Annotated in this window: 10 protein-coding genes and 1 pseudogene; 6 read left to right on the forward strand and 5 right to left on the reverse strand. The window is 63.0% G+C overall.

Annotated elements, in window-relative coordinates; all coding sequences use genetic code 11:
* Positions 1–235 precede the first annotated feature (235 nt).
* Complete coding sequence (locus tag ACFQ24_RS03170; RefSeq protein WP_007683327.1) at positions 236–1,498, forward strand: hypothetical protein; 1,263 nt, start codon at positions 236–238, stop codon at positions 1,496–1,498.
* Between the two features lie 121 nt (positions 1,499–1,619).
* Here the strand turns inward: ACFQ24_RS03170 and ACFQ24_RS03175 are convergent, their stop codons facing one another.
* Positions 1,620–2,858, reverse strand: a complete 1,239-nt coding sequence (locus ACFQ24_RS03175; RefSeq protein ID WP_004212862.1) for a hypothetical protein — start codon at positions 2,856–2,858, stop codon at positions 1,620–1,622.
* A 162-nt stretch (positions 2,859–3,020) separates the two neighbouring features.
* Between ACFQ24_RS03175 and ACFQ24_RS03180 the strand changes: the two genes are divergently transcribed.
* Together ACFQ24_RS03180 and ACFQ24_RS03185 are read left to right on the forward strand one after the other, a co-directional pair.
* Positions 3,021–3,947, forward strand: a complete 927-nt coding sequence (locus tag ACFQ24_RS03180) for a hypothetical protein (RefSeq protein WP_007406383.1) — start codon at positions 3,021–3,023, stop codon at positions 3,945–3,947.
* 12 nt (positions 3,948–3,959) lie between these two features.
* Positions 3,960–4,844, forward strand: coding sequence for a DUF4238 domain-containing protein (locus ACFQ24_RS03185; RefSeq protein WP_037456194.1), 885 nt, complete (start codon positions 3,960–3,962; stop codon positions 4,842–4,844).
* Positions 4,845–4,879: 35 nt separating this feature from the next.
* Here ACFQ24_RS03185 and ACFQ24_RS03190 read toward each other — a convergent pair whose 3' ends face one another.
* Both ACFQ24_RS03190 and ACFQ24_RS03195 read right to left on the reverse strand, forming a co-directional pair.
* Complete coding sequence (locus tag ACFQ24_RS03190) at positions 4,880–5,857, reverse strand: ParB/RepB/Spo0J family partition protein (RefSeq protein WP_007406427.1); 978 nt, start codon at positions 5,855–5,857, stop codon at positions 4,880–4,882.
* Between the two features lie 267 nt (positions 5,858–6,124).
* Positions 6,125–7,327, reverse strand: coding sequence for an AAA family ATPase (locus tag ACFQ24_RS03195; RefSeq protein ID WP_380909077.1), 1,203 nt, complete (start codon positions 7,325–7,327; stop codon positions 6,125–6,127).
* 548 nt (positions 7,328–7,875) lie between these two features.
* On the opposite strand from ACFQ24_RS03195, the gene ACFQ24_RS03200 reads away from it, so the two are divergent.
* The 3 genes and pseudogenes from ACFQ24_RS03200 to ACFQ24_RS03210 form a co-directional block, all read left to right on the forward strand.
* Positions 7,876–9,180, forward strand: a complete 1,305-nt coding sequence (locus ACFQ24_RS03200; RefSeq protein WP_037456189.1) for a replication protein RepA — start codon at positions 7,876–7,878, stop codon at positions 9,178–9,180.
* A gap of 116 nt (positions 9,181–9,296) precedes the next feature.
* Positions 9,297–10,151: a DUF7146 domain-containing protein gene (locus tag ACFQ24_RS03205; protein ID WP_037569604.1), complete on the forward strand. Its 855-nt coding sequence runs from the start codon at positions 9,297–9,299 to the stop codon at positions 10,149–10,151.
* An 81-nt stretch (positions 10,152–10,232) separates the two neighbouring features.
* Positions 10,233–12,368: pseudogene (locus tag ACFQ24_RS03210) on the forward strand (strawberry notch-like NTP hydrolase domain-containing protein); the annotation flags it as partial.
* Positions 12,369–12,475: 107 nt separating this feature from the next.
* Here the strand turns inward: ACFQ24_RS03210 and ACFQ24_RS03215 are convergent.
* Together ACFQ24_RS03215 and ACFQ24_RS03220 are read right to left on the reverse strand one after the other, a co-directional pair.
* Positions 12,476–13,480, reverse strand: coding sequence for a tyrosine-type recombinase/integrase (locus tag ACFQ24_RS03215; protein ID WP_380909080.1), 1,005 nt, complete (start codon positions 13,478–13,480; stop codon positions 12,476–12,478).
* On the reverse strand, positions 13,477–14,001 hold the full coding sequence (locus tag ACFQ24_RS03220) for a tyrosine-type recombinase/integrase (protein WP_449325441.1): 525 nt from the start codon (positions 13,999–14,001) through the stop codon (positions 13,477–13,479). Before ACFQ24_RS03220 ends, ACFQ24_RS03215 begins: the two co-directional genes overlap by 4 nt.
* Positions 14,002–14,114 lie beyond the last annotated feature (113 nt).

Below are 14,114 nucleotides of genomic sequence, written 5' to 3' on the forward strand. Positions count from 1 at the left end.
GCGGCGACGCCCGTGCCGGCCGTCTGCCTGGCTGTGCGCCCGGTCGACGGTTGCGACCGGCAACGCCCAATGCCAGCGGCGTTTCCCTGCGCGATCACCGACAATTTGAGCACGCTTCGCGGATCGCACATTGAACGTGCAAGCCGCCCTTGCTCGCGATAGCCTGAACGGCAAGGAGCCCAGTTTAGATGACCCAGCCAGTATGACCTTGTTACCCGCGACACATCATGATCTCGTGAGCGAGCTTGTCCGTCGTTGGCGAGACGATCCCGGCGCCACCTATCGCTCCTGGTTTCTGTGGGACGAACGGCTGAAAAACTTCCGCTCCATCCGTCGCGGGCTGCAGCAGGTGGTCGCAGAAATCGAAAGTGGGCGGTTCGGCGTCGCCTATCGCGGCTCGTCACTGGAAACGGTTGTCCACTCGATCGCCGAACAGCGGCAGATCTTCAAGGGCGCCGACCATGCCTGGCTGTGGAAGCCCAAGCTGCGCATTCCAGACATCTACGAAAGCCCGGACAACCAGCGGGCGTTCGGTCGCCTGCTCGACAATTGCTCGTGCTGCGATACCGCCGAGGAGATCATCAGCCACATCCGCAGCATAGACGCGCTCAAGATCAAGGGGCTGGGGCCGGCGGCGGCCAACCTGCTCTATTTCCTTCACCCGACGCTGGTGCCGCCCTTCAATACCGCGATCGTCAAGGGCTACAATGCCGTCACCGGCGCCAAGGTGAAGCTCGGGTCATGGGATCATTTTCTCGCCATGCGCGCCGGCATCCTCGACCTCAACGACCGTTACCGCGAGTTGCTCTCCAACGATCTCGGCGCGATCGGCGGACTGTTGTTCGACATTGGCTCGGGCCGCTATCCCGCGCCACCGCTGGAGGATGACGCAACGGCGGCCGACGACTGGCTCGGCAGATTGGAACATGCCAGAGCGGAGGCAAGCCGGCTCGACAAGACAGCCGCCGCGCAGGGCGAAACCGATCGCACGCACGCCGAAATCCAGGCCTGGCTGCGCGACCTCGGCCATGCCCTCGGTTACGATGTGTGGATCGCCGCCAATGACCGCGGTCGACTTCACGCTGGCTGCCCGCTTGGACAGGGATGCCTCGAGCGCCTTCCAGACGCCATTGCGACCTCTCCCGGAGCGGACTCGATCCGCCTCATCGACGTGTTGTGGCTGGCGAAGGGTGGCGACGGCGTCGCCGCCGCGTTCGAGGTTGAACATTCGACCTCGATCTACTCGGGGATCGTGCGCATGCTCGATCTGGCGCTGTCGGGGAGCGATCTGCACGCTGCCGCCGGGCTATTCCTGGTCGCACCGAATGCGCGCGAGCAGGACGTTCGCGCGCAACTCCGTCGCCCGGCTTTCAGCCGTATTGCCGATCTCGACTTCGCCTATCTGCCCTATGGCGAGCTGGAGAGAAACAGGGACGCGATCGCTCGTTTTGGAACGGGATTGAAGGCCATCAAGGCGATCTCAAGCCCCCTTCCCTGAAACACGGACCATTGTGCCGCTGCTGGCAAGGGCCACCGGCCAGCTCCATAAGCTCATGCCGGTCCGATGAGGTTGCTTGGGGAGCGACGCCCTCCTGCAATCGAGTCGACCAGCGACCCCATCAGCCGATCTTCGCCATCAGCCTGCCCGCTGCGCCCTGCTCTGCAGCAAGGTTGCGATTATAGGCGAGTGGCATTCGCGGTGACTTCCACCGCAATGCATCCATGATCCCAGCCAGATCCTCTCCGCTCGCAAACAGATCCTGGTTCAGCCCGATCCGCGTCGAGTGCGCGCTGATGCCCTTGAGCAGCCGCGCCAGATCCTCGGCTGTGAGGTCGGGCAGAGCGCCACGATCGAACGCGCGCTGGATGATCGAGCGGAAGATCGGCCCGATCGAACCCGGGTGCAGCGCGACGGTGCCGATGTCATATTCGACCCGCGCCTTCACCGCAGGCCTGGGCAGCGTCTTGCGCAGATCCCAGGTCTCCCGCCCCGAGATGCTGTCGATCGGCCGACCGCGCACGGCGGCGCGCGCCTTGTAGCGCCGCACCTGCACCCGCCGGAACAGCGGCCCCGCCGTGATCCCGGCCGCTTCGGTCCAGGCCGCGATCGCCGACACGGTACGCGGGCTGAGATAGGCGGTTGCCCCCTCCCCGTCTTGATCGCCCTTGCTGCGCAGGATCTGCAGCAGCCGCGCCTCGGGATCGATCGCCTCTTCGATATGCTCGATGGCCACGGCTACCAACTCGGACGCACGCAGGCCGGTGTCATAGGCGGCAGACAGCAGCGCGCGATCGCGCAGCCCCGGCAGATCGTTTCCGCAGCTCTCGAGCAGCGCCCGGACGTTGAGACCACGCGCCTTGTCGCGTTCCACGTCGCGCACCGGCCCCTTGAACCGCAGCGGCCTTGCCTGCTTCTGCGCTGCGCCCTTCTCACGGCGCACCGCTTGCAGCCGCAGCTTCACCAGCGGCGCGGGGGTTGGGTCCTTGAGTTCGAGCAACTGATGGATCTTGGCGATCGACGCCTTGTAGCGGGATAGCGAGGCTGGGCGGCTCCCCTTGCCTGCCCGCGAGTCGAGATAGTCGGCCACCGTCTCGGCCGTCGCCGGCAGTGCAATCCGGTTGTTGCGCCTACACCACGCATCGAACGCCTCGACGTCGGACTTGAGCGCACGGATGCTATGGGGCGATGAAGCGGCCTGATAGGCGGCGATCAGGCCCTCGTTGACGGTGATGCGCTCGCCGGCGCGCATCTGCACGATCGTCCACGCAAGGTCGGCCGGCGCCCTGACGGCCGGCAGGACAGCCTCAGGCGGCGCTACGGGGATTTCTGGCCCTTCCCGGGCGGTTTCGGTGCTCACGACGCGCCTCGCTCCTCAGCCGCGCTTGTAGCCCACCTTATAATGAACGATCAAATCCGCTTATGTGATAACTGCAATTATCGAGTGTCCACTTTCGGGAGGTCACGGATGTAGAAACGAACTGCTGACTTTGGTTTCCCGCCATGGCATTGTCGCCATCCTATGACGCGGACAGACAACCTGCGCGCCGACGACAGCCTGCTCCTGCTCGGGCGCCTCGATGGCCGATTGCACGGTAGTCCATGCGCCGACATCTTTCTCGCGCGCTCGCGCCTGGAAGGCGCCACCGTCCTGGCCGGCCTCGCCGGCGTGCCGATCGCGGTGCGCGACCTGCAGGACTGGATCGCCGGCCGCACACCCCCTCCCCGCGCTTCCGAAGGCCTCAACGATCCGATCTCGGTTGCCGCCGTCTTCCACCTTGCGCTCAGCCGCGACGAGGATCTCAAGGATTCGCTCGGCCGCGCCACGCTCAACGTGCTCCGTACGGTACTCGATGACCGCACCGAGGCGAAGGTTTATGCGGCCGAAGACTTGGCGCACTTCGGGCCCATGTGGCGACAGCTGCGAACCGTGGCGGACGCCCCCTTCCCTTCCGGTGACCTCCTCTCTGTCGCCAACCGCATTTTCCAGCTGTTCGCGCTGACCGAACCAGCGGCACCAGGCAGCTGGGATGTCGTCAGCGTCGATGGTCGCGCTCTCGAGCTGCCTCCCCGTGGACGCGATCGAAACTGGCTGATCGCCGCCGCCGTACCGCGGATGCTGTGCCGCGCTGGCTTCACGACCCGCGTGATCCCCTCGTTCATCCTGATGTCCAAGTTTCTGCCCCCCTCCCCCGCCGATCTGGCAGAGACCTTGGCCCAGGCGATCGGTCGGACGGCGCATGCTGGCTTGCGCGACCTCGACGCGATCGAGCGTGCGGCGTCGCGCATCCAGACCGATCTGGCCGTCACGAAGCGGAGCAAGGCCCCTCTCCTTGCCCGCCTGCAGCTTGCCTATCCGGGCCTTCAGCCGGCCGCTGTCGCGCGCCTGTTGAAGGTCACCCCGCAAGGCGCGCGCAAGCTACTCGCCTCACTTGCTCATCCCTCTTGAACCACAGACACCGTGCAATCCAAGCCACAGAACCCTCCGTCCCGGCATCACTTCATCCCGCAGTTCCTCCTCGACCAGTGGAAGGATGGCGACACCCTGCTGCGCTATCGGCGCAATCGGATCGGGGAGATCGAGAGCAGTCCTGCATCACCCAAGAGCGTCTGCTTCGAGCGGGACCTGTACAAGACGATCGGGTTCCCGCCCGAGCATGCCCAGCAGATGGAAACCCTGTTCATGCAGGTGATCGATGACGCTGCGGCCAAGGTTCACGCGCTGCTCCTCGACGGCAAGGTCAACTCGCTCAGCGACGCGCAATGCTCGGATTGGGGCCGGTTCGTCATGTCGCTGTGGTTCCGGACACCGCTGGATATGCGCGGCATGAAGGACGCCGTCGGCGCTCTCGCAAGCGCAGAGGCCGCGAAGTCCGTGCTGCGCGGCGAAGATGGGGCGCTGCCGCCCGAGGCCGTGAGCGCGCTTCAGATGGAAGTCCTGCGCTTGGTCATCGACGACGCGGATCGCGGACGAGCGTTCATCAACATGGACTGGCGCATAATCAAGACGAACAATCGCCGGGAATTGTTCGTCTCCGATTGGCCGCTCGACGTGCCGGTCAGCTTCGCCTGGCTTGGTAGTGCCTCGTCCTATGTCACTCTTCCGATCGGACCGGAGACCCTCTTCGTTGCTGCCGGGTCCACTACGCTGGCAAATCGGATCGTGAGCCTACCCGAGCGAGAACTGATCACGCGGCAGAACCGGTCGACCGTGGGACATGCCCAGGCGTTCGTAGGCGCGAGGACGCGTCAAGCCGGCGACTTCATCCGCGCGAACTTCGGCCTGCGAAGCCGCCACTCCGTGACGCAGAGCACCGCCGACAAATATAAGCGGGACGCCATATAAGGCGGCGACCTCGCCAGACGCCGCGCTCCATCACCCTACGACAGCAGCCCCTCGATCGCCTTCAAAAGCTCGGCGGGCGACGCCTCAGCCTTCGGCGGCACCTTGATCGTCAGCCCCCCTCCCCGCGCCTTCGTATAGCGCAGGATGACCTTGCCCCCCTTGCCGGTGATCTCCTTCTCGGCGGCAGCCTTCACGGCTGGCGCGACAGTCGCCTTCACGAGCCGCTTCGCGACTTCCGGCCCGCTCAGCTTCAAGCCTTTCTGGCTGCGCTCTTCCTCGATGCGTTCAGCCTCTTCGCGCATCTTCGCCAGCGCCTTCGGATCTCCGGTAAGCGGCTTGATGTCACGCGCGACGCGTACCGTGATGTCGTGCGTATCGGAGAACGCCGCGACAACTGGTTCGGGCAAGCGCGCAACGTCGAGAAGCCGGCTCAGCCACGACTTGGAAAGGTTTAAATGCTCGGCCATCTGCGACTGCGAGCCCTCGTAGAACTCCGCGAGCGCCACCGTATATTCCTTGGCCCGCTCCCAATCCGAGATGTCCTTACGCGAGCGGTTCTCGACATCTGAAACCCGGAACGCCTCCTCGTCCGTGACACTCTGGATCGTCACCAGATACTCGAACTCCGGGTGGTGATGCGCTCGCAGCCATTTCACCGTCCACCAACGGCGGACGCCGGCGATGATCTCGAAGTCGAAGTTCGGGTCATCTTTCAGACGCCGAACGATAGCGGGGATCCGTTGCTTCTTGGCGGAGAGGAAGGAGTCGATGAGATCGCGGCAGCTATCTTCGTTCAAATGATCCAGATCGCGATTGTGCATCCGCCATGGGCGGCACCGCTCCGGATCGACCCACTCCGTCCGGTCGGCGACCGTTTTCCCCGTCGCGATGCGCGCGAGCGTCTGGCTGCGACTTGCCATGATGCCGTCCGCAGGGGTCGCCTTATCGAGGTTCTCCTCGTCGTCGAGCCCCTCTGTGAACATCGAGCCGAAGCCCTTGTTGCCCTTGCTCATCGGCCCGTTTCTCCTTCTCTCTTGCCCTCGCCGACGGGTGCCAACAGGCCAGAGTTGCCACGTGGCAACTGCGCCGCCCCCAGGCGCTTGCACTGACGTTCCTGCCGTGTGCGATCTGACATGGTATTCCTACCTAACATATTGCTTCTATTGGGTTCTTCCACTTTGTTGTCACGTGGCAACTCGGTGATCCGGCTTCGTCTCACTCCCCGATTGCCCGTGCTCGCCGACGTGAGAAATATCGGAGTTGCCACGTGGCAACTCTCCCTAAATTCGGGCCCCTGCCCTGCTCGCCCAGGTGCGCAGAACGTCCTGCTCAATATCCTGGCAAACGTCGCTGAGATGCTTCATGCAGCGGTTGTAGACCTCGTGCGACGTGACGGGCTTGTCGAGTTCGAAAACGGTTTTCATCCTGGAGCTGGCATTGTCGATTTCGGCGCTGGTGACCATCACCGACTGCGTCATTGAGCCACCGAAGACCTGCCGCATCATCGACAGTATCTCCCGGTGCATCGACTTGCTCTCGTCCACGCGGCTGCCGACCAGCCGGATGAAGTTGTAGGCCGGCCTTCCCCGCCCCGCGAGTTGCTCGAGCTGCTTCATCGTCGTTCGCGTCATGTCGATGAAAGATACCGTCGAGGCGAAGTCGACAAGGCTCGGCGGCACCGGAATGACCATGCAGTTAGCGGCCTGGAGCACAGCCATCGACACCATGCCCAATGCCGGCGGCGGGTCCATGATCACGACGTCATAGTCATCGACCACCTCATCAATGGCCTGCGCGATCAGGTCGATGATCTCCATGTTCTGATTTCGCGCCATGTGCCCGGCGATCTCATACTCGAGATTATAAAGTCGCAGGTTCGACGGGATCAGGTGGAGGTTGTGAAAGTGCGTCTTGCGGATAATCTTGCGAACGCCAAGCAGCTCCGGATTGTGAAAATGCCCGTAAAGCGTGTCTTCCTCGTCGAGGTCCACGTCGGGGCGATAGCCGAACATCATGGTTGAAGACGCCTGGCTGTCGCAGTCGATGAACAGGACCCGGTAGCCCTTGATGGCAAAATGCTGGGCGAGATGCAGCGCGATCGTCGACTTGCCGACGCCCCCCTTGAAGTTGCAGACCGAGATGATCGCCGGGGTATCGGTTGGCTCGCGCCAGGGACGCGTTCCAAACACCTCGCGCATATGATCAAGCTCTTCGAGCGTATACTGCAGCCTATGCCCGGAGCCCGTCCGCCCTCGAGCGGGGAGGCGGCCGTCGCGCTCCGCTTCCCGGACAGCAGATGCCGTCCGCCCGACCAGTGCAGCAGCTTTCGAAATCGGGAAGGTCGGACCCTTCTTCTGACCGGTTTCGGGATCAACCGCGCTGTCACGAATGCGCTTGAGGATCGTCAACGACTTTCTGTGGAGCACGTCCAGACCACCTTCGATGAGGTCGTCCGGCTGTGCTAGGGAGGGGTCGGTAGCCATCTCAGTCCGCTTCTGTGGGTTTGATGCGCCATGATAGCCACGTTGGCAGTTTCGAGCAAGGAAATGGCCACCAGACTTACAAGTTGACCGATGATCTCCGAGCCCCTTGCGCATGTGCGCGCTTTCTGGCCAATCGGCGGCGGCTGCGACCGATGATCTCCGTGCCTTTGCGTGTTGCTGCAAAGTCTGGCGCTGGGATTGTGGCGACAAACGGCTACCTGTGGATAACCACCGATGATCTCGGTACTTTGCGATGATCTCGGTGCGTATCAGCGATGATCTCGGTGCGAGCCGACCGATGATCTCAGAGCCCATACCTATTACTAGAATCACCCTATAAAAAACCGATTCGCGAATCGTTTTGATTTTTCGATTTTGGGTGAAGGAGGGCAGGGGGAGGGCGCAGAACGGCACCGACATCATCGGTGTTTCTGCAACTCTCGCGGCCTTTTCCCCTCCCAAACTGCCAACGGGGTTGATTTCACGCCTCAAACCTGTTGAGACATGCCCATCACAGCCCCCGGTCGATTCGGGGGGAAGGGCAGACCATGAATGGGGATCAGCATAGGCCGCTGGGGCATCAGTACGCACTAGCCATGCTCAACGGCGGCGAGGAGAGCGTCCGCAAGCTCGCCACCACCGCCGGCACCCAGCTCACCTTGGACGCATTCCTGCGCGTCCAGGACGAAGAACCGGTTCCTGCCTTCCTCCACTCCGCGCTTTGTGCGATGTCGCTGCCAACCAAGCGGCCCAAGGACGACACTCAGCCCATCGTCCGTGAGGACGGCAAATATGCGCTGGCCATCAATCCCAGGCCAGTGCTTCAGAATGTCGACGGCAAGTCCGTCATGCGAAGCCTTGGTGTGCCTTATGGCGCCTATCCACGCGTTGCCCTGATCTACCTCCTCTCTCAGGCGGTCATGAAGCAATCGCGGGACGTTTATCTTGGCCGCAATTTCACCGAGTGGATGCGCCGCCTTGGCTACCAGACCGTGTCTTATGGACCACGCGGGACGGCCAACCTGATGCGAGAGCAGGTGGATCGGCTGCTGGCGTGCGAGTGGCAGATCCGCTGGGACGGCACCGACACGGAAGACAACGCCTTCGCTGTCCGGGACGTCAAGATTTCCAACGAATATGCCGGTTCGCTCGACAAGAACGGCTCATTCGCGCGCGAAATCCGTATGTCCGAGGCGTTCTACTCGCACCTCATCGACCATGCCGTGCCACTCAATGAGATCGCCATCCGCGAGCTCAAGGGTACGCCAACGGCGCTCGATCTCTACACTTACCTTGCCTACCGACTCCCGCGGATTGGATCCGACAAGGGCCAGGTTATCTCATGGGACCAGCTCGCCAAGCACCTTGGCAACGAGGCCGACAGCAAGCGCTTCCGACAGACCGTCCGCGAAACCATGCAGATCGTGTCGGCGGTCTATCCCAACGCAAATGTCGATCTCTCCGGGCGGAAGGTCATTCTTCATCCGTCACCGGCACCGCTGGAGCGCAAGCTCGTGGGGCCGCACCTTCGACTCGTCGGGGGCGAGGCTCCGAAAACGGCACCGAGATCATCGGTCAAACCGGCCCATGCAGCGAAGTCCGCGCCCGCGAAGGACGATGCGCCGACTCTTCCGTTCCCCGCCGGGTCTCTCTCATACGGCACGCGTGAGGCCGTCTTCCGCCAGATCGCGCTGACCAAGGGCCATCCGTGGTCAGTGGATGACATGGCGGCTGCATTCCGCAAGGGATGCCCCGATTTTAGCCGGCCGCGCACCGATTCAGAGTGGCTGCGGATCTGGGAGAAGTTCGTCGTCGCCTATGCTGAACGCCGCGCGAATCGAAGCGACGACTAACCGATGATCTCCGAGCCGTTCGCGTTGAGGCGAGCGCAGGCTGAATCTGTCTCCAAGTCTCAGACCGACCGAAAAGAGGAAAGGAGGGGCCGAGCGTGTAAGCAGGAGGTAGAATTATGCCGCTTACAGCCAGACGGCCATCGCAGGAGATAGTCGACATTGTCGGGGCCCTGGGCGGCACGTGGAGCGGCAATGTCGCGATGTGCCGCTGTCCCGCACACAGCGATCGCGATCCAAGCTTGTCGATTCGGCAAGGGGATCGCGGCATTCTCGTCACCTGTTTCGCAGGATGCTCGCGCGAAGACGTCCTGCGTGAACTGCGCCTTGTTCGCCCGGGTCGCCATTATCCGCCACCCGCCTTGGCGGACTCGCCGCGGCCGATGAACGTCGAAAGAATCTGGAATGAGGCGGTCGACGTTCCGGGCACCCTTGCCGAGCGCTACCTCCAGTGCCGGAACCTCCTCCCACCACCACGCGATCTTCGCTTCCATCCGCGTTGCCCTTACCTGCCCAAGCCGAAGACGATCTTCGAACCCGCTCTCCTGGTAGCGGTGCGCGAGGGAAACCGTCTGGTCGCAATTCAACGCATATTCCTGAACCCCGACACCGCCCATTACACGCGCAAGGTCATGCTTGGCGCCCCGGGGCACGGCGCTTGGCGGGGCGGGGCAGGGGGCAACACCCTTGCCATCGCCGAGGGCTTTGAGACGGCCGACGCTTTCGCGCGCCTGAGCAACCTCCCGTGCTGGGCTTCACTCGGCGCACGTCGGCTCAACCAGCTCGTCATTCCGCCCACGGTCACAACGCTCCTGGTCGCCGAGGACAACGATTCCGAAGGGCACAGGGCAGCCGAAAGTGCCCAAGCGCATTACGCCCGGTCGGGCCTCATCATCGAACGCGCGCCCCCGCCGCCAATCTACAAGGATTGGGCAAAGGCGCTCGATGCCCGAGCGCAGCAGAGCCGCGTCTAGGCGCGAAGCGCCGGAGGAGAGGGGAGGGGGATCGAAAGGGTGTCGCTGCCGAGGGTGCAGCCCACTCTGGAGACCACACCCATGTCCGATCTCTTCGAAGCGGCCGCCCAGGCTGAGCGCGAGGCCGTGCGCCTCCTTCTACCCCGTCTGCGCTCCGACGAGGCCATTCAGCGTCGTCACCTCAACGACGCGATGACCAAGGCCTTCGGCGGTTCTGATGCCGACGGTCGCTGGACACAACGCGCCAGCTTTGAACTCCTCGAGCATGCCCTTGCCATCCATCTTCAGTCGAGCGCCCAAAAAATTGCGGCGTTCGGCGACGTCCGCGCGCTGATCGATTTGTCCGATCGCCTGCCCACTCAGACGGTTCGCAGCGAGGATCAGATCGAATGGCAGCAATTCTCGACACCTGTCGACATCGCTGCGGTTATGACGCTTCTCGCCAACGTCCAGCCCGACGACATCGTGCTCGAGCCGAGCGCGGGTAACGGCCTATTGGTCGCGCAGCTCCGTCACGTCGAATCGCTCCATCTGAACGAGCTCGATCCGCTCCGCCGTGGCCGATTGAAGGCGGCTTTCCCCTCAGCATCGATCACCGGGCACGATGGTGCGACCATCAATTCCACCCTCGCAAGCGTCGATCGACCAACCCTCATCCTGATGAACCCGCCCTTTTCGAGGTCGGTCGGCCGCGGCGCCGACGACTATGCCGCAGTCCGTCATCTGCAAGCGGCGCTGCGCCGTCTTCAACCGGGCGGCCGGCTCGTTGCCATCATGCCCGATTGGTTTGGCCCGAGCGCACGCATGCGTGAGCAATATGAGACGATCCTGCGCGACGTGAGCGTCCTGGCGGCCGTCCGTCTCGAGAAGTGCTACCTGAAGCATGGGACTTCGATCGCCGTGCGGTTGTTTGTCATCGACAAGGTCCCCGGCCGGTCGCCCCCCGCGCTCATCCAGCGTTCGTCCGTTGCCGAGCTGCTCGATATCCTGATCATCCCCGAACGATCGTCGGCGAAGCCCGATCGCGGAGCGTCGGCGCCGAAGCGCTCAGGTGGAGTTTCGCTCTTCCGGGCCGTCAAAAGCAGCCGTCCGGCGCCCCGCGCCTACCATGCCCCGGCACGCAACCACGTGCTCCCCGTCGAATATGCGAAACTTGAGACGCCGGCGCCGCTGCTCGAGCAGAGCGGCGTCTATCTTCCATATCGACCGAGCCGTATCAGCTTCGCGAGCGCTGGCGAGCATCCAACGCCGCTCGTCGAATCTGTCGCCATGGGCTCGATCCCGGCGCCGGTCCCAGAGTATGTGCCGGCGCTGCCCGAGCGCACCGTCGCCGAGCGGCTGCTCTCCGCCTCCCAACTCGAGACGGTCGTCTACGCGGGGCATGCCTGGACCCAGTGGATCCCAGGCACTTTCAGACCCGACAAGGAGGGTGTCGGCCTCGTGCTGGCCGAAGACGGCCATTCCTATCGTAAGGGCTTCTTCCTGGGCGACGGCACGGGGGCGGGGAAGGGTCGTCAAATCGCGGCCTGCATCCTCGACAACTGGCTCCAGGGCCGCCGCCGCAACATCTGGGTCTCGAAGAATGCGCCGCTCCTCGAAGACGCGCGACGCGACTGGACGGCCCTTGGCGGCCTTAACGGCGACATTCAGCCCATCTCCAACTGGAAGATCGATGAGCCGATCAGCCTCGACCAGGGCGTGCTGTTCGTCAGCTATCCGACGCTGCGTTCGATGCGTGGTGACTACGGTCGCCTGAAGCAGCTGGTTGACTGGGCCGGGGCCGATTTTGACGGTGTCATCGCCTTCGACGAGGCCCACGAGATGGGCGGCGTTGCGGGTGGGGAGGGCGCTCTCGGCACCAAGGATGGATCCCAGCAGGGAATCTGCGGCGTGCTCCTCCAGAACCAATTGCCCGCGGCCCGCGTCCTCTATGCTTCAGCCACCGGCGCCTCTGTCGTCAACAACCTCGCTTATGCGGTCCGACTGGGGCTCTGGGGCCCAGGGACCGCCTTCCCCGACCGGGAGCAGTTCATCAGCAGCATCAGCAAAGGCGGGATCGCCGCGATGGAGCTGGTCGCGCGCGATCTCAAGGCCACCGGCCTCTACATGGCCCGCGCACTGAGCTTCGCAGGTGTCGAATATGACATTCTGCGCCATGAGCTGACCGCCGCGCAGATCGAGATCTACGACACCTATGCGGACGCGTGGAGCATCTTATGCGCAGCTGCGCATAAGATGCTTTATCGCGAGGAAGCGATAATGCGCAGGAACGTGGCGTAGGTCCGCAATACTGCGGAACGTTTCGCCACGTCCTTGGCATTATTTCACAGGGTGTCGAGCCACTCCATCAGGCTGGCATCCCGTTTCCACAAAGGTGGCACGTTGCTTGCGGCCGGCGCACCCACTTGTTCCAGCGCCTTTCGCTTCGTCTCGAGATTGGCCTGTGCGTAGTGGTTGGTCGTGTCGAGACTGACGTGTCCCAGCCAACTACGGATGACGGTGATGTCAACCCCGGCGGCGACGAGATGAACGGCTGTCGCGTGGCGGAAGCTGTGTGGCGTCACATGCTTTGACCGAAGCGACGGCACCGATTTGGTTGCTTCCTCAACATAGGCGGCGAGTTTGAACCGCACTCCCGAGGCCCCGAGTGGTTCACCGTATCGATTGACGAAGATTCGCTCGTCTGGCGCACGCGGTTGGCGTTCCAGCAGTTTGCTGAGCAATGTCACAGTTTCCGGCCATAGTGGACAGATCCGTTCCTTACGTCCCTTGCCGTAGAGGCGAGCGCAGTTCGGCGCATCGAAGCGGATCGCGTTGGAACACAGATCGAGGGCTTCTTGGATTCGCGCGCCACTATTATACAGGAACGAGAGCAACGCATGGTCGCGCATCCCCTCCAGGGTCGTCCGGTCAGGCTGAGCGAGGATCGCCTCGACCTCTCCCGGCTCAAGATAGCAGGGTGCAGATGTCGGTTCGCGCTTGAGCGGGACGGTCAAGACCTCGGCGCATTGCGCGACGTACTCCGGATCCTTATCCGCCACGAAGCTGAAGAAGCTGCGGATGGCGGCCAGTCGGCAGTTCCGCGTGCCGATCGTGGCATTGCGCCCATGTTCGGTATGATGGAGGAACGCGCGCACCTCGCCGGCCGAGACGTCGGTCAGCGTGAGCCGTGCGACCCCGCCGCCTTTTCGCTCCGCGACGAACCGCAGCAACAGCCGCCAGGTGTCGCGATAGGAGCGGATCGTGTGGATCGACGCACTGCGCTGCTCGGCCAGCCATTCCTGGAAGAACGCCCGTAACAACGCGGGGAGCGGATTGCCCTTCGTCATGGCCGCACCTCCATGGCGAGACATCGCGCGCCAACGGTACGGAACCGCTCGCTTGCTTCCTGCAGCAGATCCTGCGTGACGGTGATGTAGACCAGCGTTGAGTTGATGTCCCGGTGGCCCATATAGGTGGAGAGGAAGCGTAGTTTGTCCTGCGGATTGATACCGGATCGGTACCATTGGACGATCCGGTTCACGACCATCGAATGGCGTAGGTCATGAGTGCGCGGCCCCACCCGTCCTGACGCGGGCTTGAACCCGGCGCGTCGCATGACGTTGGCTATCATCGTTGAGACCGTCACCGGAGTATAACGAGCGTTCAAGTGCCCGTTCCAGAAGAGCCCGGACTGAGTATCTTGCGGCGCACCGACGCGCCGCCTTGCATCGATATATACGCGCAATTCGCCCATGACGCTGCTGGTGAGCGGCAAGACCCTGGTCTTGTAGAACTTCGTTTCGCGGATCGTAATCGTGTCCGATTGTAGATCGACGTCGCCCAGATCGAGCCCTGTGTTGATTTCCACTGAGAAGTGACCCGGGTAGGGCGTAAATTTCCGCTGAGAATTGACCCATGTTGAACTCGTCCCTGGCTTTGACAAGCGAGGGTATATGGAGTGTTGGACATGGCGTTATTGAG

The sequence above is a fragment of the Sphingobium olei genome (assembly GCF_042678845.1).
Taxonomy (GTDB): domain Bacteria; phylum Pseudomonadota; class Alphaproteobacteria; order Sphingomonadales; family Sphingomonadaceae; genus Sphingobium; species Sphingobium olei.

What these genes read in the sequence shown, in the direction of transcription:
- ACFQ24_RS03190 (WP_007406427.1), bottom strand. Translation starts at nt 5,857, where the DNA reads ATGAGCAAGGGCAACAAGGGCTTCGGCTCGATGTTCACAGAGGGGCTC.
- ACFQ24_RS03205 (WP_037569604.1), top strand. Translation starts at nt 9,297, where the DNA reads ATGCCGCTTACAGCCAGACGGCCATCGCAGGAGATAGTCGACATTGTC.
- ACFQ24_RS03195 (WP_380909077.1), bottom strand. Translation starts at nt 7,327, where the DNA reads ATGGCTACCGACCCCTCCCTAGCACAGCCGGACGACCTCATCGAAGGT.
- ACFQ24_RS03180 (WP_007406383.1), top strand. Translation starts at nt 3,021, where the DNA reads ATGACGCGGACAGACAACCTGCGCGCCGACGACAGCCTGCTCCTGCTC.
- ACFQ24_RS03215 (WP_380909080.1), bottom strand. Translation starts at nt 13,480, where the DNA reads ATGACGAAGGGCAATCCGCTCCCCGCGTTGTTACGGGCGTTCTTCCAG.
- ACFQ24_RS03200 (WP_037456189.1), top strand. Translation starts at nt 7,876, where the DNA reads ATGAATGGGGATCAGCATAGGCCGCTGGGGCATCAGTACGCACTAGCC.